Here is a 17,270-nt window from a genome sequence, read left to right as displayed (position 1 = left end):
GGGACAATGGAATTCGGATTCACGACGGCGGCCTACGTGGTCGCGGCCGTTCTGTTCATCCTGTCGCTCGGCGGCCTCTCGGGGCAGGAGAGCGCCAAGCGCGCGGTGTGGTACGGCATCGTCGGCATGGGCCTCGCGGTCTTCGCCACGCTGATCGGCCCGGGCTCGGGCCTGTGGCTGCTGGCGGTCATCCTGATCGCGGCGGGCGGCATCATCGGCACCTACGTGGCGAAGAAGGTCGAGATGACCGAGATGCCGCAGCTGGTCGCCGCCATGCACTCTCTGGTCGGCCTCGCGGCGGTCTTCGTCGGCTTCAACGCGCACCTGACCATGCGCACGGTCGAGAAGGCCCGCGCCGCCGGTGAGGCGGTGCACGGCACCTTCGCCGAGCTCGTCGCGCACAAGACCCCGGTCGAGCTCAGCATCCTGCAGGTCGAGCTCTTCCTCGGCATCTTCATCGGCGCGGTGACCTTCACCGGCTCGGTGATCGCCTATGGCAAGCTGGCCGGCAAGGTGACCTCGAAGGCCGAGAAACTGCCGGGCGGGCACATCCTGAACGCGTCCGCCGCGGCGCTCTCGGTGATCTGCCTCATCTGGTACATGAACAGCGGCGGGCTCGTCCCGGTGCTGATCATGACGCTCTGCGCGCTCTTCATCGGCTACCACCTGATCATGGGCATCGGCGGCGCCGACATGCCCGTGGTGGTCTCGATGCTGAACAGCTACTCGGGCTGGGCCGCGGCGGCGATCGGCTTCTCGCTGTCGAACGATCTGCTGATCGTCGTCGGCGCGCTGGTCGGCTCCTCGGGTGCGATCCTGTCGTACATCATGTGCAAGGCGATGAACCGCAGCTTCGTGTCGGTGATCCTCGGCGGCTTCGGTGGCACCTCGGGCCCGGCGATGGAGGTCGAGGGCGAGCAGGTGGCGATCGACGTCGAGGGCGTCGCCGCGGCGCTCGAGGACGCGGACAGCGTCATCATCGTGCCGGGCTACGGCATGGCGGTGGCGCAGGCGCAGCAGAACGTCGCGGAACTGACCCGCAAGCTGCGCGCGCAGGGCAAGGAGGTGCGTTTCGCCATCCACCCCGTGGCGGGCCGCCTGCCGGGCCACATGAACGTGCTGCTGGCAGAGGCGAAGGTCCCCTATGACATCGTTCTGGAAATGGACGAGATCAACGAGGACTTCCCCGAGACCGACGTGGTCATCGTCATCGGCTCGAACGACATCGTGAACCCCGCCGCGCAGGAAGACCCGAACTCGCCCATCGCCGGCATGCCGGTGCTGGAAGTGTGGAAGGCCAAGCAGGTCTTCGTCTCCAAACGTGGCCAGGGCACCGGCTACTCGGGCATCGAGAACCCGCTGTTCTACAAGGACAACACGCGGATGTACTACGGTGACGCCAAGCAGTCGATCGGCGAGCTGCTGACCAAGATCGGCTGACGCCGCGCGGACGTGAAAGACAAGGAAGGGCCCCGCCATCCCGGCGGGCCCCTTTTCCGTTGGCCCCTGTCTGCGCCGCGCGCCGCCCCGGCCCGGCGCGGCTGGCGGGACCTGAGTGCGTATTTGGAAAGAGAAGAAGGGGCGGGTTTTCTTCTCTTTCCAAATACGCAAATCCGGCGGCGGCCACGGGCGCGGGGCCGGGGCGGGGCGCGAAAGCGGCGGTTTGCCCCGGCCCGCGCCGAGATGAGGTGCCGCGCGGCGCGTTTCCGCCTTGCAAGGACCCCCCGAGGCGCATAGAAGACCGCAAATTCGAATTTCGCGGGCGGCCGGATTCCGTGCCCTCGCATCACGACCACAAGGGAATTGGCATGCAGGTCAACGAGACGCTGAACGAAGGTCTGAAGCGCGCCTACGAACTCATCCTCACCGCCGAAGAGCTCGATGCGAAGGTGAACGAGAAGCTCGTCGAGGCACGTCCGGAAATCGAGATGAAGGGCTTCCGCAAGGGCAAGGTTCCGATGCCGCTGCTGAAGAAGCAGTTCGGCCAGCGCGTGCTGGGCGAAAGCATGCAGGAAGCCATCGACGCCGCGATGAACGAGCACTTCGAGAAGACCGGCGACCGCCCGGCGCTCCAGCCGCAGGTCAAGATGACCAACGAGGACTGGAAAGAAGGCGACGACGTCTCGGTCGAGATGAGCTACGAGAAGCTGCCGGAAGTTCCGGAAATCGACGCGTCGAAACTGACCCTCGAGAAGCTCGTGGTGAAGGCCGATGACGCGGCGATCGACGAGGCGCTCAAGCAGCTCTCCGAGAACGCGCAGGACTTCAAGGACCGCCGCAAGGGCTCCAAGGCGAAGGAAGGCGACCAGATCGTCATCGACTTCGTCGGCAAGGTCGACGGTGAGGCCTTCGAGGGCGGCTCCGCCGAGGACTACCCGCTGCTGCTCGGCTCGGGCTCGTTCATCCCCGGCTTCGAAGACCAGCTGATCGGCCTCAAGGTCGAGGAAGAGAAGGCCGTCGAGGTCACCTTCCCCGAGGAATACGGCGCCGCGCATCTCGCCGGCAAGCCCGCCGTCTTCGACGTGACCGTCAAGGCCGTCAAGGAGCCGGTTGCGGCCGAGATCGACGACGAGCTGGCCAAGAAGTTCGGTGCCGAGGATCTCGAAGGTCTGAAGACCCAAATCCGCGGGAGCCTCGAAGCCGAGTACGCCGGTGCCGCACGCCAGGTGCTCAAGCGCGCCATGCTCGACGCGCTGGACGGTGAAGTCAGCTTCGAGCTGCCGCCGAGCCTCGTCGAGGCGGAAGCCAAGCAGATCGCGCACCAGCTCTATCACGAAGAGCACCCGGACGATCACGGCCACAACCACGGCGAGATCGAGCCCACCGACGAGCACAACAAGCTCGCCGAGCGCCGCGTGCGCCTTGGCCTGCTGCTCGCCGAGATCGGCCAGAAGGCCGAGATCGAGGTGACCGACCAGGAGATGACCCAGGCGATCCTGATGCAGGCGCGTCAGTACCCGGGCCAGGAACGTGCCTTCTTCGACTTCGTGCGCCAGAACGCCCAGATGCAGCAGCAGCTGCGCGCGCCGATCTTCGAGGACAAGGTCATCGATCACATCGCCGCAGGCGCCAAGGTGACCGAGAAGGAAGTCTCGAAAGAAGACCTCCAGAAGGCCGTCGAAGCACTCGACGAAGAATAAGTCCGGGCGGAAACGCCGGACCCGGGGGGCCGCCTGCAAGGGCGGCCCCTTTTGCATATGTGCGGCGTGCTTTGCATGTGCGGCATGACGCGATGCAGCCGCGGCGAGGAATTGCCTTGCTGGAATATGTGCCCGCGTGTGATCCTGAGCGCGGGAGGATCCCGCGATGGACAGCGCGCAGCCCAGCGAGGAGAGCCGGCGCAAGGTGCTGGAGGCGGCCGAGATCGGCGCCGTGGCGCATCTCTACCGCGGCGAGGTCTACCGCTCGACCATCTGGCGCACGCGGCTCGACACCACGACCAACTGGGCGGTGGTGACGCTGGGCATCGCGCTCTCGATCTCCTACAGCTCGCCCGCGGCCTCGCCGCTGCCGCTGATCCTCGTCGGCATCCTGATCCTGTTCTTCCTGATGCTCGAGGCGCGGCGCTACCGCTACTTCAACGTCTGGCGTGCGCGCTGCCGCTGGATGGAGACGCATTTCTTCGCCCCCATGCTGCACGATGGCGACCTGCACATGGAGGAGGGCTGGCAGGAGGTGCTGGCGCAGGACTACTGGCGGCCGCGCTACCACGTCACGGTCTGGGTGGCGATCGGGCGGCGGATCCGGCGCAACTACGTCTGGATCCTGCTGATCCAGAGCGTCGCCTACATCGGCAAGCTGCTGGTCCATCCCGAGCCGCTGACCTCGGGCGCCGAGTTCGTCGAGCGCGCGGCGGTGGGGCCGATCCCCGGCGCGCTGGTGCTGGCGGCGGGGGTGCTCTACTGCCTCGTCTGGGGCGCGGCCGCGCTCTGGAGCTGGCGCGACGACGCGCGCCGCGCGCGGCTGAGGCGCAACCGCACCAGCATGGGCTAGGCCGGGCGGCTCAGCGGCTCAGGGCCCGAGCCTTGCGGCGGCGCGCTCGGAGGCGGCGCGGCGGCGGGCGATGAAGGGGGCGATCCGCGCCTCGATTCGCGCCAGAAGCGCCGGATCGGCGCTGCGCGGGCTGCCGGAGGAAAAGGGCGGCGCCGGGTCGTACTCGATCTGCAGCTGGATTTCCTGCGCCGCCTCGGCGCCGAGCATCTCGGCCGCCACCGCGAGCGCGAAGTCGATTCCCGAGGTGACGCCCGCGCCGGTGATGCGATTGCCGTCGCGCACCACGCGCTCGGCGACCGGGGTCACGCCGAAGAGCGCGAGCTGGTCGATCGAGGACCAGTGCGAGGTGGCGCGGCACCCCTCGAGCAGGCCCGCGGCCGCGAGCACCAGCGAGCCGGTGCAGACCGAGGTCACCAGCCGGCATCCCGGCGCGATGCGGCGCAGGAAGCCCAGCGTCTCGTCGTCGGACATGAGCGCGATCTGTCCCGGCCCGCCCGGCACGCAGACGAGATCGAGCGGCGGGCAGTCGTCGAAGCGGCAGGTCGGCAGCATGGCGAAGCCGCGGTCCGAGGCGACGGGGTCCAGCGTCTTCCACAAGAGCTCGATCCGCGCGCCGGGCATACGCGAGAAGACCTCGAGCGGGCCGGTGAGGTCGAGCTGGGTGAGGTCGGGAAAGAGGACGAGGCCGATGTTCATGCGCGTCTCCGGTCTGCCGCCGGGTCAGGCTAGGCGCGGGGACGGGCGGCCGCAAGCGCGCGGCGCCCCGGAAAGGAAAAAGCCGCGCCGGGGGAACCGGCGCGGCTTCGATGTCTTGGTGATCCGGGAAGGGATCAGGCGTTCTCGTCGCCTGCTTCCGCGTCGTCCTCGTCGGAGGTTGCCGCGCCGAGATCGTCGAAGAGTTCCGAGATCTCGAATTCGGCCTGTGCCTCTTCCTCGGCCGCCAGCTGCTGGATCGACTTGCCCGATGCCTGCAGCTCTGCCTCTTCGGGCGAACGTGCGACGTTGAGGTTGATGGTGACCATCACCTCGGGGTGCAGGTGCACCTCGACTTCGTGCACGCCCAGTTCCTTGATCGGCTGGCGGATGACGACCTGCTTGCGGTCGAGCGAGAAGCCTTCCTCGGTGGCGACATCTGCGGCGTCACGGGTGGTGACGGAGCCGTAGAGGTTGCCGCCGTCGGATGCCTGGCGAATCACGACGAACTGCTGGCCGCCAAGCTTCGCGCCGAGAGCTTCGGCTTCCTGCTTGGACTCGAGGTTGCGGGCCTCGAGCTGGGCTTTCTGCGCTTCGAACGAGGCGATGTTCTCTTTCGAGGCAGTCAGCGCCTTGCCCTGCAGCAGCAGGTAGTTACGGGCATAGCCGGGCTTCACGTCGACGACATCGCCCATCTGGCCGAGCTTGGCCACGCGCTCCAGAAGAATGACTTGCATTGGTCTCTCTCCTTATTTCACGACGTAGGGCAGCAGGGCGAGGAAGCGGGCGCGCTTGATGGCACGGGCCAGTTCACGCTGCTTCTTTGCCGACACTGCGGTGATGCGGGACGGGACGATCTTGCCGCGCTCGGAGATGTAGCGCTGAAGCAGACGGGTGTCCTTGTAGTCGATCTTGGGTGCGTTCTCACCGGAGAAGGGGCACACCTTGCGACGGCGGAAAAACGGTTTTGCAGCCATTGGTTTAGCTCCTCTGGTTCAGATCAGTTGCGGGGACGGCGTTCGCCGCGGCCCTCGCGCTCGTCGCGCTTCTGCATCTGCACCGAGGGGCCCTCGGCGTGCTCTTCGACCTTGATGGTCAGAACGCGCATGACGTCGTCATGCAGGCGCATCAGGCGTTCCATTTCCTGCACGGCCGCCGCGGGTGCGTCGGACTTGAGGAAGGCGTAGTGGCCCTTGCGGTTCTTGTTGATCTTGTAGGCCATGGTCTTCACGCCCCAGTACTCGGATTCGACGACCTTGCCGCCGTTGTCCGAGAGGACGGTGCCGAAATGTTCGACGAGACCTTCAGCCTGCGCGTTGGAAAGATCCTGACGCGCAATGAAAACATGCTCATAAAGCGGCATGTGTGCTCCATTTCTATCGGGGCGCATTTCATAGGGCAGGCAATCCTCTCCGCTCCTGCCCACGAGAGTCTGCGCGGTTCACATGATCGCGCGGAGGGATGGGGCTCTATACACCGTTCCGCCGGGGATACAACCCTCGAAGGGCCGGGGCGAGGGCGATTAACCACATCTTAAGACTCGCGACGGGTGACCTTGCGGCGGGGCCGGAAAAGGCCCGCGGAGTTCCCCGGCAGCGCCCAAATTCTGTCCGGTTTCGGGATCAGATCGGCGGACGGAATGACAGACTGCGCAGGAGGTGAGCAATGTCCATGGGAGAGACCCACAGTCACGAAGAGGGCGCGCTGCGCGGACAGCTGCTGCGGGTGCTGGGGCAGATGGTCGGCTTCACGCTCGCGCTTGCGGCCTTTGCGCTCTGGCTGGTGCCCGAGGCGGGCGAGGGGCTGTCGCTGGCGCGGCTCGCGCTGTCGCTGGTGCTGCTGCTCGGCGGCATGGCCTCGGTGCTCGGCTGCGCCGAACGGCGCTAGGAGCACGGTTCGGCGGGGCAGGTCCCGCGCGGGGCCCGGGGTCTTCCCGGGCCCCTTTTCTTTGGCGGTGCAGCACCCTGTGCAGTCCTGCATCCCGCAAGTGTTCGATTTTCCACATACCCTGTGGAGGCAGCCCCAATTGCCGCGGCGCGGCGAATGACGACATGGTCGGGCATCGAAACGCATCCATCCGGAGATATCCGTCATGAAATCCCTCCTGCTCGCCGGCGCCGTCGCGCTTGCCCCCCTTGCCGCCGCCGCCGCGCCCGAGACCTATGTCTTCGATGCGAGCCACACGCAGATCGTCTTCTCCTACAACCACCTCGGTTTCTCGACCGGCTACGGCATGTTCGGCGGCTTCGACGGCGAGATCCAGTACGACGCCGAGGATCCGGCCGCCTCGACCGTCAAGACCTCGTGGGACGTGACCACCATGCTGACCGGCTGGGAAGCGCGCTACGACCACTTCATGAGCGGCGACTTCTTCGGCGGCTCCGAGGACAAGACCGTCTCCTTCACCTCGAAGTCGATCGAGATCACCAGCGACAGCACCGGCCTCATCACCGGTGACCTGACCCTGAACGGCGTGACCAAGGAAGTCGTGCTCGACGCGGTCCTGACCCAGGCCGGTGACCACCCGATGGAAGGCAAGCCCTGGCTCGGCTTCCACGCCACCACCACGCTGATCCGCTCGGACTACAACCTCGGCATGTTCGCGCCCTACGTCAGCGACGAGGTCGAGGTCGAGATCTCGATCGAAGCGATGAAGGCCGAGTGAGCCGGATTTTTCCTGTCCCCGCGGGCACAGGGGCGTCTGTGTAACGAGTGACGCGTCAAGAGCAGTACCAGTGCCCCCCGGAGTCCATGGCTCCGGGGGTTGTTTCTTGTTTGCGGCAGGGGGTGGCCCTGGTTGCATCGCCCGGGCCGCGATCACCCTCGCCGGGAAAGCGCGACCGGCCTTGCGTTATTGCTTAGGCGATTTCCTAAGTTTTATCTTGGCAGGGCGCCGGAGTGGCGTATGGTTAGGCGTATGGCTAAGTTTGATTCCCAGCTCGACCTGCATTTTTCGGCCCTCGCCGATCCGACCCGGCGCGCGATCCTCGCGCGGCTGGCGCGGGGCAGGGCCAGCGTGTCCGAGCTGGCCGCGCCACATGACATGGCCCTGCCGTCGTTCATGGGGCACCTGAGGAAGCTGGAAGAGGCCGGGCTCGTCGTGACGACGAAGCAGGGCCGCGTGCGCCACTGCGAGCTTTCGCCCGGGGCCTTCGCCCCGGTGCAGGACTGGCTCGGCGAACAGCGCGCGATCTGGGAGGGCCGGCTCGACCGGCTCGACGACTACGTGACAAGGCTCATGAAGGAGAGAAACACATGACCCTCGATCCCGAAACCGACCTGTCCTTCACCCGAACCGTCGCGGCACCGCCGGAGATCCTCTTCGAGTGCTGGACCACGCCCGAGCACATCCGGCATTTCTTCGTGCCGATGCCGCACAGCGTCACCTCCTGCGAGATCGACCTGCGGGTCGGGGGGAAGTTCAACACGACCTTCAACGTCGAGGGCAACGAGATGCAGAACAATGGCGTCTGGCTCGAGGTCGTGCCGAACCGCAGGCTGGTCTTCACCGACGCCTATTCCGAGGGGTGGAAGCCCGCGCCCGACCCGTTCATGACCGCGATCGTCGAGTTCGAGGATGACGGCAAGGGTGGCACGACCTATACCGCGACCGCCCGCCACCGCAGCGCCGAGGCGAAGAAATCGCACGAGGAGATGGGCTTCTACGACGGCTGGGGCACGGTGGTGACGCAGCTCGAGGCCTACGCCAAGACCCTGCTCTGAGATCTACCCGGCGGCGCGCATCGCGCCGCCGTCCCCGCGCAGCAGGCGGCCCGGCCCCTGCGCCCGCGTGCCCGCCAGCCGCGCCATGTGCCAGGCGAGCACGGTGTTGCTGGCCAGCACCGGCAGGCCCGTCGCGGCCTCGAGCGGCTCGATCACCGGCAGGGCGCGCAGGTTGGTGCAGGAGAGAAACAGCGCCTCGACCGGCTCGGCGCTCGCCGCGACCAGTTGCTGCCCGGCGGCGAGGATGGACGTGGCCGAGATGCGCGCCACCCGCGCCTCCTCCTCGACGAGGAAGCTGCCGAAGACCGGCGTTGCGATCCCCGCTTCCGCCAGCACCGCGCGCAGCCGCTCCGAGACCGGCGCCACATAGGGCGAGAGCAGGGCAAGGCGGCTGAGGCCCAATTCGGCGCAGGCGGCGATCAGCGCGGTAACCGGCTCGGTCACGTGCTGCACCTCCACCCCCGCGCGGATCCGCGCCGCAACCTCCGCCGCGCCGATCTGCGCCGTGCCCGAGGTGCAGCCGTAGCCCACGACCGCCAGCTGCGCGCCCGCCGGGAAGAGCGCGGCCGACGCGGTCATTTCGCTTTCCATCGCCGCCAGCGTCGCGGGGGTGACCTCGGCGCCAGAGGGTATGCGGCTGACCAGCAGCTCCAGCTCGGGCGGCAGCAGGCGCCGCAGGTCGGGCTCGATGGTCTCGTCCGACTGCAGCACGATCAGCCCGACCTGAGCGGGGCGCGTGGCCTCGAGCGCGTGGGGGAAGTGATGTCCGGTCATGTCGGAAGCTCCGGCAGGTGGGTCGCGGGGGTGGTCAGCCAGTCGGCCCCGCTCTCGCGGATCACGATGTCCTCCTCGTGGACCAGCATCCGCCCCGGCGAAAGCTCGATCCCCGGCTCCAGCGTCAGCACCATGCCGGGCTCGAGCCGCGTGTCGTCACCGGCGATGAGCGAGGGCGGCTCGGTCAGTTGCATGCCGAGCCCGTGGCCCAGCCGCCCGACGTCGGAGCCGCCGCAGATCGCCGCCATGGCGTGGAAGAGATCGCAGGCCCGCGCGCCGGGCGTCGCGGCGGCGAACCCGGCCTGCACCGCCTCGATGAGGCGCGCGTGGGCCTCCAGCACCGCGGCCCCGGCGCGGCCGAGCGAGACGTTGCGGTCGAAGTCGCAGAAATAGCCGTCCAGCATCAGCCCGGTGTCGAGCATCAGCACGTCACCCTCGCGCAGTGGCGTCTCGGTGGCGGGGGAGATCACGTCGCCGTAGCCGCCCGGACCCGCCGCGCCCGCGAGGTAGGGCACCCAGTCCGCGCCCTCGTCGAGCGCCAGCATCTGGAAGCGGCGGAACACCTGCGCCAGCGGCAGGCCGGGGCGGACGATCTCGGGCAGGCGGGCGAAGGCGCGGCTGCCGATGTCGCAGGCGGCGCGGATATGGGCGATCTCGCCCTCGGATTTCACCATGCGCAGCGCGCGCATGATCCCGGCGTCGGGGCCGAAGAGCCGGTCGGGCAGGCGGTGCTTCAGCGCCTCCCAGTCCGAGAGCGGCATTCTCAAGTGAGTTTCGCCGCCGCTCGGCACGCCGACCCATTCGCCGGGCGGCACCGCCTCGGCGAGCGCACCCGCCAGCAGCGAGACGCCGTCGTCGCCGTAGTCGGGCGAGCGCCAGGTGCGGATGTCGCGGATCCAGCACTGCCCCATGAGATGCGCGCCGATCGAGGGGATCACCGCCACCGGCTCGCCCTCTGCCGGCACGACAAGGAACCACGGCCGCGTCGGGCTCTCCCAGAACCGGGTCAGGAAGCCGGTGAAGTAGCGCACCTCGGGCTCGGTGGTCAGCAGCAGCGCCGAGATGCCGGACATGGCCATGCGCGCCTGCGCCCGGGCCAGCCGGGCGCGGTATTCGGACGGGCCGAAGCCCCGGGAAGGCGCGCGCATGTCCATGCACCAGCGTCGCCATGCCGCGACCCGCCGGTCAAGCGCGAAGCGCGGTCAGCCCTGCCGGGCGCGGAAGTCGGCGAGGCTCTTGCCCGGTTCGTCGACGAAGAGCCCGGGCAGGGGCGTTACCGCGCGCACCTGCTCGATCCGGATCGTCTCGAAGCCGCGCGCGGTCTCGTTCCAGGTGATGCAGGTCCAGATCCGGCCCCAGTAGTCCATGTGCAGCGGCCGCAGGTCCTGCGGTGCGGGCCGGTCCTTCAACGTGACGCGCAGCTTCTGCCGGGCGCGGATCGCGGCGCGGAAGTCGGGCATGAAGCGGAAGCCCTCGGCGGCGTCGCGGAACGGGTAGGTGGCAAAGCCGAAGGCCCCGCCGGTGCTGCCGTCCTCGGGCAGCAGCGCGTCGATCCGGGCCGAGAGCTGCTCGGCCGCCTCGGCAAGGTCGGCCATGCCGCCCTGTCCGACCGCGGCAAGCCCGAGGTGCAGCGCCTCGAGCTCGAGCTCGCTGAGGTTGAGCGGCGGCAGGGTGAAGGCGGCGCGGGCGGTGTAGCCGCGGCCGCGCTCTCCGCCGACCGGCACGCCCGAGGCGGCCAGCGTGTCCATGTCGCGGTAGATGGTGCGCACCGAGACGCCCAGCTCCTCGGCCAGCGCCTCTGCGGTGTGCAGCGTGCCATCCTTGAGCCGCTGCATGAGGGCGGCGAGCCGGTCCGACTTCTTCATCCGTGGCGCTCCGGGCCGGGGGCGATTCGGGTCCTCAGCGGGGCGGCCCCGCGGCCCCAACTGACAAAATAATGTCACCTGACAGAATACCGTCAGAAAGCGGAAAGAAAACCCCCTCCGGCGCCCGCCGGGCCGGGCTTTGCCGCTTCCGCGCCGCGCCGAAGGATCCTAGAACCCGGGAACAGATTTCGACGCGCCGCTTCGGGGACACCCATGATGGGTTGGAGCGGCCCAAGGGAGACTAAGGACATGCTCAACAACATCGGCCTTCCGGGCCTTCTGCTCATCGCCGTCGTGGTGCTGGTTCTGTTCGGCCGCGGCAAGATTTCCAACCTCATGGGCGAGGTCGGCAAGGGCATCACCGCCTTCAAGAAGGGCGTGAGCGACGGTGCCAAGGAACTCGAGGACGAAAAAGCTGCCGAGGCCAAGGACGTGACCCCGCAGAGCGAGAAAGACAAGGTCTGATCCCATGTTCGATCTTGGCTGGTCGGAACTCATGGTCATCGGCATCGTGGCGCTCATCGTCGTGGGCCCCAAGGACCTGCCGATCCTGTTCCGCAATGTGGGTCGCTTCATGGGCAAGGCGCGCGGCATGGCGCGCGAGTTCACCCGCGCGATGAACGACGCGGCGGACGAGGCGGGCGTGCGCGACGTGGCCAAGACGCTGAAGGCGGCAACCAACCCCGTCGGCTCGGCGCTGGACGGGGTGCGCGACGCCGCCAAGTCGATGACCGACCCCACCCCCCCGAAGAAGACCGAGGGGCTGAAGGAAGATCCCGGCGCGCTCGATGCCGAGCGGGCCGCGAACAAGCAGAAGATCGAGGCTGGCGCCGCCCGCGCCGCCGCCGAGCGCCAGAAGCGCGAGGCGGAGGCGGCAATGAAGCGCGCCGAGGAGTCCGCGAAGAAGGCCGAGGAGCTGGAAGCGCAACTGAAGAAAGATGGTGACGCATGAGCCAGGCGGACCATGACGAAATCGACGACAGCTCCGCGCCGCTGATCGAGCACCTGGCGGAGCTGCGCACGCGGCTCATCCGGGCCGTCGGGGCCTTCATCGTGGGCATCGTGCTGGCCTTCTTCGTGGCCGAGCCGCTGCTGCAGTTCCTGCTCGGCCCGATCGAGCACACGCTGCGGGCGCTTGGCGATCCCTCGCCGACCATGCAGTACACCTCGCCGCAGGAATACCTGTTCACGCTGTTCCGCATCTCGATGGTGTTCGGCTTCGCGCTGGCCTTCCCGGTGATCTCGTTCCAGCTCTGGCGCTTCGTCGCCCCGGGGCTCTACAAATCCGAGAAGAACGCCTTCCTGCCGTTCATGATCGCCTCGCCGATCATGTTCCTGCTGGGCGCGAGCTTTGCGCATTTCGTGGTGACGCCGCTCGCGATGCAGTTCTTCCTCGGCTTCGCCGACGTGAGCTCGATCTTCGCCGATCTGCTGCAGCGGGCCACCGACGGGTTGCCGTCCGACCTTCCGGTCGACGCCGCCGTGGTGCCCGAGACCGCCGAGGGCATGAAGATCACCTTCTTCGGCAAGGTGAACGAGAGCCTCGACATCACGCTGAAGTTCATCCTCGCCTTCGGCCTCTGCTTCCAGCTGCCCGTGCTGCTGACGCTGATGGGCAAGGCGGGGCTGGTCTCGGCCGGGGGTCTTGCCTCGGTGCGCAAATACGCGGTGGTGGCGATCCTCATCCTTGCGGCGATCGTGACGCCGCCGGACGTGACCACGCAGCTCATCCTCTTCGTGGTGGTCTACGGGCTCTACGAGATCTCGATCTTCCTCGTCCGCATGGTTGAGAAGAAGCGCGAGAAGGAACTGCGCGCCGAGGGCCTGTGGTTCGAGGATGACGCGGAAGAAGGTCAGGAGGACCGCACCACGTGAAGAGTAAAGCGTTGAAACGCATCGCGGAGGCGCTGGAGCGGATGGCTCCGGCGCCTCTTGCCGCACCGGAGTTCGGCGCGGCGGATGCCTTTGTCTGGCACACCGATCCGGACCGGCTCGAGCCGGTGGCCGAGGTGAGCCGGGTCGACCTGAAACTGCTGGTCGGCATCGACCGGAGCCGCGACACGCTGCTCGGCAACACCCTGCAGTTCGCCCGAGGGCTGCCCGCCAACAACGCCCTGCTCTGGGGCGCGCGCGGCATGGGAAAATCCAGCATCGTCAAGGCTGTGCACGCCGAGGTTCGCAGCCGGGGCGAGGGGCTCAAGCTGGTCGAGCTGCAGCGCGAGGACCTGCCCTCGGTGGGCCGGCTGCTGAACCTGCTGCGCGGCGCGCCGCATCGCTTCGTGCTCTTCTGCGACGACCTCTCGTTCAGCCATGACGACCAGCATTACAAGAGCCTCAAGGCGGTGCTGGACGGCGGCATCGAGGGCCGGCCCGAGAACGTGCTCTTCTACGCCACCTCGAACCGCCGGCACCTGATGCCGCGCGACATGATCGAGAACGAGCGCAGCACCTCGATCAACCCTTCCGAGGCGGTCGAGGAGAAGGTCTCGCTGTCGGACCGCTTCGGGCTCTGGCTGGGCTTCCACCCCTGTTCGCAGGACGAGTACCTGGCGATGATCCGCGGCTACTGCACCGAGTACGGCGTGACGATCGACGACGACACGATGCGGGCCGAGGCGATCGAGTGGCAGGCCACGCGCGGCGCGCGCTCGGGCCGGGTCGCCTGGCAGTATTTCCTCGATCTGGCGGGCCGCAAGGGCGTGACCCTGGGCTGAGCCGGGAATTTGAGTATTTGCGGAAAGATGAAAGGGCCGGGGATCTTCCCCGGCCCTTTTTCCATCGCGGCCGCGCTTTCATCTTTCCAAAAATACTCGACTCCGAGGTTGCGGCCGGGGGCGGCTTCGGGCGAGATGCGCGCGAGGACCGGGGGAGCGGGAATGACCAAGCAGATTGAACTGGTGCTGTTCGATTTCGACGGCGTCGTGGTGGACAGTGAGATCATCTCGCTGCGCATGCTGGTGGCCGAGCTGGCGCAGCAGGGCGTCACCGTCGACATCCCCTACGTCGCCCGGCATTTCCTCGGCCGCAGCTATCCCACGGTGATCGCGCAGATCCGCGAGGAATTCGGCATCGTCCTGCCCGAGGGCTTCGAGGCCGACTACCGTGCCCGGCTCATCGCCGCCTTCGAGGCCGAGGGGCTGCAGGTCATGCCGCACCTGCGCGAGGTGCTGGGCGCGCTGGCCGTGCCCTATTGCCTTGCCACCAGCTCGAGCCCGGCGCGGGTCGCCTCGAGCCTTGCGATGACCGGGCTGACCGAGGCCTTCGCGGGGCGGATCACCACCGCCTCGGAGGTCACGCGCGGCAAGCCCGCGCCGGACCTGCCGCTGCGCGCCGCCGAGAAGGCCGGGATCGACCCCGACCGCTGCCTGCTGATCGAGGATTCGCTGGCCGGGATCGGCGCGGGGCTGGCGGCGGGCATGCAGGTCTGGCAGTTCACCGGCGGAAGCCACCTCGCGGACGGGCCGCTGCCCGAGGACCCGCAGGCGGTGCCGCACCGTCAATTTGCAAGTTTCGCGGAACTCCCGCATCTTGCGCCCGACCTCTTCCTCGCAGGCAAGTGACCATGGCCCTTCGCAGCATCGACGACAGCGACGCCTCTCCCCAGGACCTCGCGGCGCGGGCCGCCTGGCTCTACTACGTGGGCGGGCTGCGGCAGGACCAGATCGCCGACGAACTCGGCATCTCGCGCCAGCGCGCGCAGCGGCTGGTGGCGCGGGCGGTGGCCGAGGGGCTGGTCAAGGTGCGCATCGACCATCCGATCGGCGAGTGCCTCGAGCTCGAGCGCAGGCTGCGCCAGCGCTTCGGGCTGGTCCGGGCGCGGGTCGCGCCGCGCGCCGACGCCGGGCAGGACGCGCTGCGCGCCATCGCTCCCTTTGCCGCCGCCGAGATGGAGCGGCTCTTCGCGCAGGAGACGCCGCAGCTGATCGCGCTCGGCACCGGGCGGACGCTGCGCGCGATGATCGACCAGATGCAGACCATCTCGGCCGGGCATCACCGCATGGTCTCGCTGATCGGCAACGTCGCCCCGGACGGCTCGGCCTCGTTCTACGAGGTGATCATGCGCATCGCCGACAAGACCGGCGCGCCGCACTACCCGATGTCGGTGCCGGTGATGGCGCGCGACGCCGAGGAATTCGCCACCTACCGCAGCCTGCCGCACGTGAAGAGCTCGCGCGCGCTGGCCAAGGAGGCGGACGTGACCGTGGTCGGAATCGGCCAGATGGCGGATGACGCGCCGCTCTTCGTGGACGGGTTCATCACCGCCGAGGAGTTGGCCAGCCTGCGCGAAGCGGGGGCCGCGGGCGAACTCGGCGGTCACGTTTTCGATTCCGAGGGGCGCTATCTCGATCACCCTGTCAACCGGTTCATGGTCGGTGTGCGGGTGCCGCAGAACGAGAATCCGGTGATCTGCGTTGCTGGAGGTGTGAGCAAGATCAAGGCGTTGCGCGCCGCTCTTAAGGGGCGGCTGATCCAGGGCCTGATCACCGACGAGCTCACCGCCGCCGAAATCCTCAGCACTTCCTAAAGGCATTGCGCTCAAAATGAGCTTGACTCGACTCGTGACCTAAGGTGAGCATTTGCCCATCACGCGGGCAGTTGCTCACCGAGAGGAGATCGGTCGGTCTGTCCAGTGTCGGAATTCAGGGAGGATTTCTCATGTCAGTTACCATCCGCGCGCTCATGGGCGCGTGCGCCATCGGTGCCCTCGGCACCGCTGCGCTTGCCGAGACCACCATCACCGTCGCCACGGTGAACAACGGCGACATGATCCGAATGCAGGGTCTGATGGACGCCTTCTACGAGGCGCACCCCGACATCAAGGTCGAGTGGGTGACGCTCGAGGAGAACGTGCTGCGCCAGCGCGTGACGCAGGACGTCGCCACCAAGGGCGGCCAGTTCGACGTGATGACCATCGGCACCTACGAGGTTCCGATCTGGGGCGAGCGCGGCTGGCTCGTGAGCCTCGACGACCTGCCCGAGAGCTATGACGCGAACGACATCCTGCCCGCCATCCGCGGCGGCCTGACCGTCGACGGCCACCTCTACGCCGCGCCCTTCTACGGCGAGAGCTCGATGGTGATGTACCGCAAGGATCTCATGGAGAAGGCCGGGCTCGAGATGCCCGAGGCGCCGACCTGGGAGTTCATCAAGCAGGCCGCGGCGGCGATGACCGACAAGGGCTCCGAGGTCTACGGCATCTGCCTGCGCGGCAAGGCCGGCTGGGGCGAGAACATGGCCTTCCTGACCGCCATGGCCAATTCCTACGGCGCGCGCTGGTTCGACATGGACTGGAAGCCGCAGTTCGACAGCGAGGCGTGGAAGGCGACGCTCACCGACTACCTCGACCTGATGAACAACTACGGCCCGCCGGGCGCCTCGTCGAACGGCTTCAACGAGAACCTCGCGCTGTTCCAGTCGGGCAAGTGCGGCATGTGGATCGACGCCACCGTCGCGGCCTCCTTCGTGACCAACCCGACCGACTCCACCGTCGCCGACAAGGTCGGCTTCGCGCTGGCGCCGGACAACGGGCTCGGCAAGCGCGGCAACTGGCTCTGGGCCTGGAACCTCGGCATCCCCGCCGGCACCCAGAAGGAAGAGGCGGCCAAGGCCTTCGTCGAATGGGCGACCTCGAAGGAGTACATCGACCTCGTGGCCTCGAAGGAGGGCTGGGCCAACGTGCCGCCGGGCACCCGCACCTCGCTCTACGAGAATGCCGAGTACCTTGCCGCCGCGCCCTTCGCGCAGATGACGCTCGACTCGATCAACGCCGCCGACCCGCAGCACCCGACCGTGGACGAGGTGCCCTACGTGGGCGTCCAGTTCGTCGCCATCCCCGAGTTCCAGGGCATCGGCACGGCGGTGGGCCAGCAGTTCTCGGCCGCGCTGGCCGGGCAGGTGAGCGCCGACCAGGCGCTGCAGTCGGCCCAGCAGCTTACCGAGCGCGAGATGATGAAAGCCGGCTACATCAAGTAAGTCTCGCGACCGACGGCCAGGGGATCGGGCGGGCCCTCCGGGGATCGGCAGGGGCCCGTCACCTCCACCTTCCCTGGCCAGCCCGGCCGGTTCCGGACGCGCAACGACGCCGCGACGCAAGATCGCGCGACGGAGCGCAGCGCCACCCGTCCTCACCCGGGGGCGCGGATCCGGCCGGGTTCTCCTGCTTCCGGGGCATTGCCCGCCCGCCCACCCGGGCGACACGGCCCCGGAAGCGCTTCACCCCCG

At 68.0% G+C, this 17,270-nt stretch carries 21 protein-coding genes; 14 read left to right on the top strand and 7 right to left on the bottom strand.

Translation table 11 applies throughout. The features are described from left to right. The first annotated feature begins 6 nt into the window (after positions 1 to 6). The 3 genes from PVT71_RS14075 (at position 7) to PVT71_RS14065 (ending at position 3,993) form a co-directional block, all read left to right on the top strand. Positions 7 to 1,440, top strand: coding sequence for an NAD(P)(+) transhydrogenase (Re/Si-specific) subunit beta (locus PVT71_RS14075; RefSeq protein WP_353472414.1), 1,434 nt, complete (start codon positions 7 to 9; stop codon positions 1,438 to 1,440). A gap of 368 nt (positions 1,441 to 1,808) precedes the next feature. Beyond that, positions 1,809 to 3,140, top strand: a complete 1,332-nt coding sequence (tig, locus tag PVT71_RS14070; protein WP_353472413.1) for a trigger factor — start codon at positions 1,809 to 1,811, stop codon at positions 3,138 to 3,140. Positions 3,141 to 3,306: 166 nt separating this feature from the next. Next, positions 3,307 to 3,993, top strand: a complete 687-nt coding sequence (locus PVT71_RS14065) for a DUF2270 domain-containing protein (RefSeq protein ID WP_353472412.1) — start codon at positions 3,307 to 3,309, stop codon at positions 3,991 to 3,993. An 18-nt stretch (positions 3,994 to 4,011) separates the two neighbouring features. On the opposite strand, the gene PVT71_RS14060 is transcribed toward PVT71_RS14065, so the two are convergent. The 4 genes from PVT71_RS14060 to rpsF all read right to left on the bottom strand — a co-directional run bounded on the left by PVT71_RS14060 (position 4,012) and on the right by rpsF (position 6,049). Then, positions 4,012 to 4,689, bottom strand: coding sequence for a DJ-1/PfpI family protein (locus PVT71_RS14060; protein WP_353472411.1), 678 nt, complete (start codon positions 4,687 to 4,689; stop codon positions 4,012 to 4,014). A gap of 134 nt (positions 4,690 to 4,823) precedes the next feature. Beyond that, on the bottom strand, positions 4,824 to 5,423 hold the full coding sequence (rplI, locus tag PVT71_RS14055; protein WP_353472410.1) for a 50S ribosomal protein L9: 600 nt from the start codon (positions 5,421 to 5,423) through the stop codon (positions 4,824 to 4,826). Between the two features lie 12 nt (positions 5,424 to 5,435). Further along, positions 5,436 to 5,663, bottom strand: coding sequence for a 30S ribosomal protein S18 (rpsR, locus tag PVT71_RS14050; protein WP_194132906.1), 228 nt, complete (start codon positions 5,661 to 5,663; stop codon positions 5,436 to 5,438). Positions 5,664 to 5,686: 23 nt separating this feature from the next. Further along, complete coding sequence (gene rpsF, locus PVT71_RS14045) at positions 5,687 to 6,049, bottom strand: 30S ribosomal protein S6 (RefSeq protein WP_353472409.1); 363 nt, start codon at positions 6,047 to 6,049, stop codon at positions 5,687 to 5,689. A 302-nt stretch (positions 6,050 to 6,351) separates the two neighbouring features. Between rpsF and PVT71_RS14040 the strand changes: the two genes are divergently transcribed. The 4 genes from PVT71_RS14040 to PVT71_RS14025 all read left to right on the top strand — a co-directional run bounded on the left by PVT71_RS14040 (position 6,352) and on the right by PVT71_RS14025 (position 8,409). Further along, a complete protein-coding gene (locus PVT71_RS14040) occupies positions 6,352 to 6,573 on the top strand; it encodes a hypothetical protein (protein ID WP_353472408.1) in 222 nt (73 codons plus the stop codon). A 205-nt stretch (positions 6,574 to 6,778) separates the two neighbouring features. Further along, entirely contained in the window at positions 6,779 to 7,351 is a 573-nt protein-coding gene (locus tag PVT71_RS14035) for a YceI family protein (protein WP_353472407.1), read from the top strand. A gap of 252 nt (positions 7,352 to 7,603) precedes the next feature. Beyond that, positions 7,604 to 7,945: a metalloregulator ArsR/SmtB family transcription factor gene (locus tag PVT71_RS14030; RefSeq protein WP_353472406.1), complete on the top strand. Its 342-nt coding sequence runs from the start codon at positions 7,604 to 7,606 to the stop codon at positions 7,943 to 7,945. Beyond that, complete coding sequence (locus PVT71_RS14025) at positions 7,942 to 8,409, top strand: SRPBCC family protein (RefSeq protein ID WP_353472405.1); 468 nt, start codon at positions 7,942 to 7,944, stop codon at positions 8,407 to 8,409. The genes PVT71_RS14030 and PVT71_RS14025 overlap by 4 nt, the downstream gene beginning before the upstream one ends. 3 nt (positions 8,410 to 8,412) lie before the next feature. Here PVT71_RS14025 and PVT71_RS14020 read toward each other — a convergent pair whose 3' ends face one another. The 3 genes from PVT71_RS14020 to PVT71_RS14010 are packed head-to-tail and all read right to left on the bottom strand — an operon-like array spanning position 8,413 to position 11,048. After that, a complete protein-coding gene (locus PVT71_RS14020) occupies positions 8,413 to 9,183 on the bottom strand; it encodes an Asp/Glu racemase (protein WP_353472404.1) in 771 nt (256 codons plus the stop codon). Continuing rightward, entirely contained in the window at positions 9,180 to 10,331 is a 1,152-nt protein-coding gene (locus PVT71_RS14015; RefSeq protein WP_353472403.1) for a Xaa-Pro peptidase family protein, read from the bottom strand. Before PVT71_RS14015 ends, PVT71_RS14020 begins: the two co-directional genes overlap by 4 nt. Before the next feature lie 54 nt (positions 10,332 to 10,385). Then, positions 10,386 to 11,048: an HTH domain-containing protein gene (locus PVT71_RS14010; RefSeq protein WP_353472402.1), complete on the bottom strand. Its 663-nt coding sequence runs from the start codon at positions 11,046 to 11,048 to the stop codon at positions 10,386 to 10,388. Between the two features lie 249 nt (positions 11,049 to 11,297). Here PVT71_RS14010 and PVT71_RS14005 point away from each other — a divergent pair, with 249 nt between their 5' ends. From PVT71_RS14005 to PVT71_RS13975, 7 genes are all read left to right on the top strand, one after another. Continuing rightward, a complete protein-coding gene (locus PVT71_RS14005; protein ID WP_353472401.1) occupies positions 11,298 to 11,513 on the top strand; it encodes a twin-arginine translocase TatA/TatE family subunit in 216 nt (71 codons plus the stop codon). A 4-nt stretch (positions 11,514 to 11,517) separates the two neighbouring features. Beyond that, entirely contained in the window at positions 11,518 to 12,000 is a 483-nt protein-coding gene (gene tatB, locus PVT71_RS14000) for a Sec-independent protein translocase protein TatB (RefSeq protein ID WP_353472400.1), read from the top strand. Next, entirely contained in the window at positions 11,997 to 12,923 is a 927-nt protein-coding gene (locus PVT71_RS13995; protein ID WP_353472399.1) for a twin-arginine translocase subunit TatC, read from the top strand. Before tatB ends, PVT71_RS13995 begins: the two co-directional genes overlap by 4 nt. Positions 12,924 to 12,964: 41 nt before the next feature. Next, complete coding sequence (locus PVT71_RS13990; RefSeq protein ID WP_353473886.1) at positions 12,965 to 13,762, top strand: ATP-binding protein; 798 nt, start codon at positions 12,965 to 12,967, stop codon at positions 13,760 to 13,762. A gap of 162 nt (positions 13,763 to 13,924) precedes the next feature. Then, positions 13,925 to 14,608, top strand: coding sequence for an HAD-IA family hydrolase (locus PVT71_RS13985; RefSeq protein WP_353472398.1), 684 nt, complete (start codon positions 13,925 to 13,927; stop codon positions 14,606 to 14,608). A gap of 2 nt (positions 14,609 to 14,610) precedes the next feature. Further along, entirely contained in the window at positions 14,611 to 15,573 is a 963-nt protein-coding gene (locus PVT71_RS13980) for a sugar-binding transcriptional regulator (protein WP_353472397.1), read from the top strand. Positions 15,574 to 15,704: 131 nt separating this feature from the next. Beyond that, positions 15,705 to 17,021, top strand: a complete 1,317-nt coding sequence (locus tag PVT71_RS13975) for a sugar ABC transporter substrate-binding protein (RefSeq protein WP_353472396.1) — start codon at positions 15,705 to 15,707, stop codon at positions 17,019 to 17,021. Positions 17,022 to 17,270: the final 249 nt, after the last annotated feature.

It is taken from the genome of Salipiger sp. H15 (genome assembly GCF_040409955.1).
Taxonomy (GTDB): Bacteria; Pseudomonadota; Alphaproteobacteria; order Rhodobacterales; family Rhodobacteraceae; genus Salipiger.
This window is presented reverse-complemented; position numbering and strand designations above follow the sequence as displayed.

Excerpts from the sequence above, each read along its gene's own strand:
- PVT71_RS13975 (WP_353472396.1), top strand. The coding sequence starts at position 15,705 with ATGTCAGTTACCATCCGCGCGCTCATGGGCGCGTGCGCCATCGGTGCC.
- rplI (WP_353472410.1), bottom strand. The coding sequence starts at position 5,423 with ATGCAAGTCATTCTTCTGGAGCGCGTGGCCAAGCTCGGCCAGATGGGC.
- PVT71_RS14075 (WP_353472414.1), top strand. The coding sequence starts at position 7 with ATGGAATTCGGATTCACGACGGCGGCCTACGTGGTCGCGGCCGTTCTG.
- PVT71_RS13985 (WP_353472398.1), top strand. The coding sequence starts at position 13,925 with ATGACCAAGCAGATTGAACTGGTGCTGTTCGATTTCGACGGCGTCGTG.
- PVT71_RS14025 (WP_353472405.1), top strand. The coding sequence starts at position 7,942 with ATGACCCTCGATCCCGAAACCGACCTGTCCTTCACCCGAACCGTCGCG.
- PVT71_RS13990 (WP_353473886.1), top strand. The coding sequence starts at position 12,965 with ATGGCTCCGGCGCCTCTTGCCGCACCGGAGTTCGGCGCGGCGGATGCC.
- rpsR (WP_194132906.1), bottom strand. The coding sequence starts at position 5,663 with ATGGCTGCAAAACCGTTTTTCCGCCGTCGCAAGGTGTGCCCCTTCTCC.
- PVT71_RS14035 (WP_353472407.1), top strand. The coding sequence starts at position 6,779 with ATGAAATCCCTCCTGCTCGCCGGCGCCGTCGCGCTTGCCCCCCTTGCC.
- PVT71_RS14060 (WP_353472411.1), bottom strand. The coding sequence starts at position 4,689 with ATGAACATCGGCCTCGTCCTCTTTCCCGACCTCACCCAGCTCGACCTC.
- tig (WP_353472413.1), top strand. The coding sequence starts at position 1,809 with ATGCAGGTCAACGAGACGCTGAACGAAGGTCTGAAGCGCGCCTACGAA.
- tatB (WP_353472400.1), top strand. The coding sequence starts at position 11,518 with ATGTTCGATCTTGGCTGGTCGGAACTCATGGTCATCGGCATCGTGGCG.
- rpsF (WP_353472409.1), bottom strand. The coding sequence starts at position 6,049 with ATGCCGCTTTATGAGCATGTTTTCATTGCGCGTCAGGATCTTTCCAAC.
- PVT71_RS14015 (WP_353472403.1), bottom strand. The coding sequence starts at position 10,331 with ATGCGCGCGCCTTCCCGGGGCTTCGGCCCGTCCGAATACCGCGCCCGG.
- PVT71_RS14020 (WP_353472404.1), bottom strand. The coding sequence starts at position 9,183 with ATGACCGGACATCACTTCCCCCACGCGCTCGAGGCCACGCGCCCCGCT.
- PVT71_RS13995 (WP_353472399.1), top strand. The coding sequence starts at position 11,997 with ATGAGCCAGGCGGACCATGACGAAATCGACGACAGCTCCGCGCCGCTG.
- PVT71_RS14065 (WP_353472412.1), top strand. The coding sequence starts at position 3,307 with ATGGACAGCGCGCAGCCCAGCGAGGAGAGCCGGCGCAAGGTGCTGGAG.
- PVT71_RS14010 (WP_353472402.1), bottom strand. The coding sequence starts at position 11,048 with ATGAAGAAGTCGGACCGGCTCGCCGCCCTCATGCAGCGGCTCAAGGAT.
- PVT71_RS14030 (WP_353472406.1), top strand. The coding sequence starts at position 7,604 with ATGGCTAAGTTTGATTCCCAGCTCGACCTGCATTTTTCGGCCCTCGCC.
- PVT71_RS14005 (WP_353472401.1), top strand. The coding sequence starts at position 11,298 with ATGCTCAACAACATCGGCCTTCCGGGCCTTCTGCTCATCGCCGTCGTG.
- PVT71_RS14040 (WP_353472408.1), top strand. The coding sequence starts at position 6,352 with ATGTCCATGGGAGAGACCCACAGTCACGAAGAGGGCGCGCTGCGCGGA.
- PVT71_RS13980 (WP_353472397.1), top strand. The coding sequence starts at position 14,611 with ATGGCCCTTCGCAGCATCGACGACAGCGACGCCTCTCCCCAGGACCTC.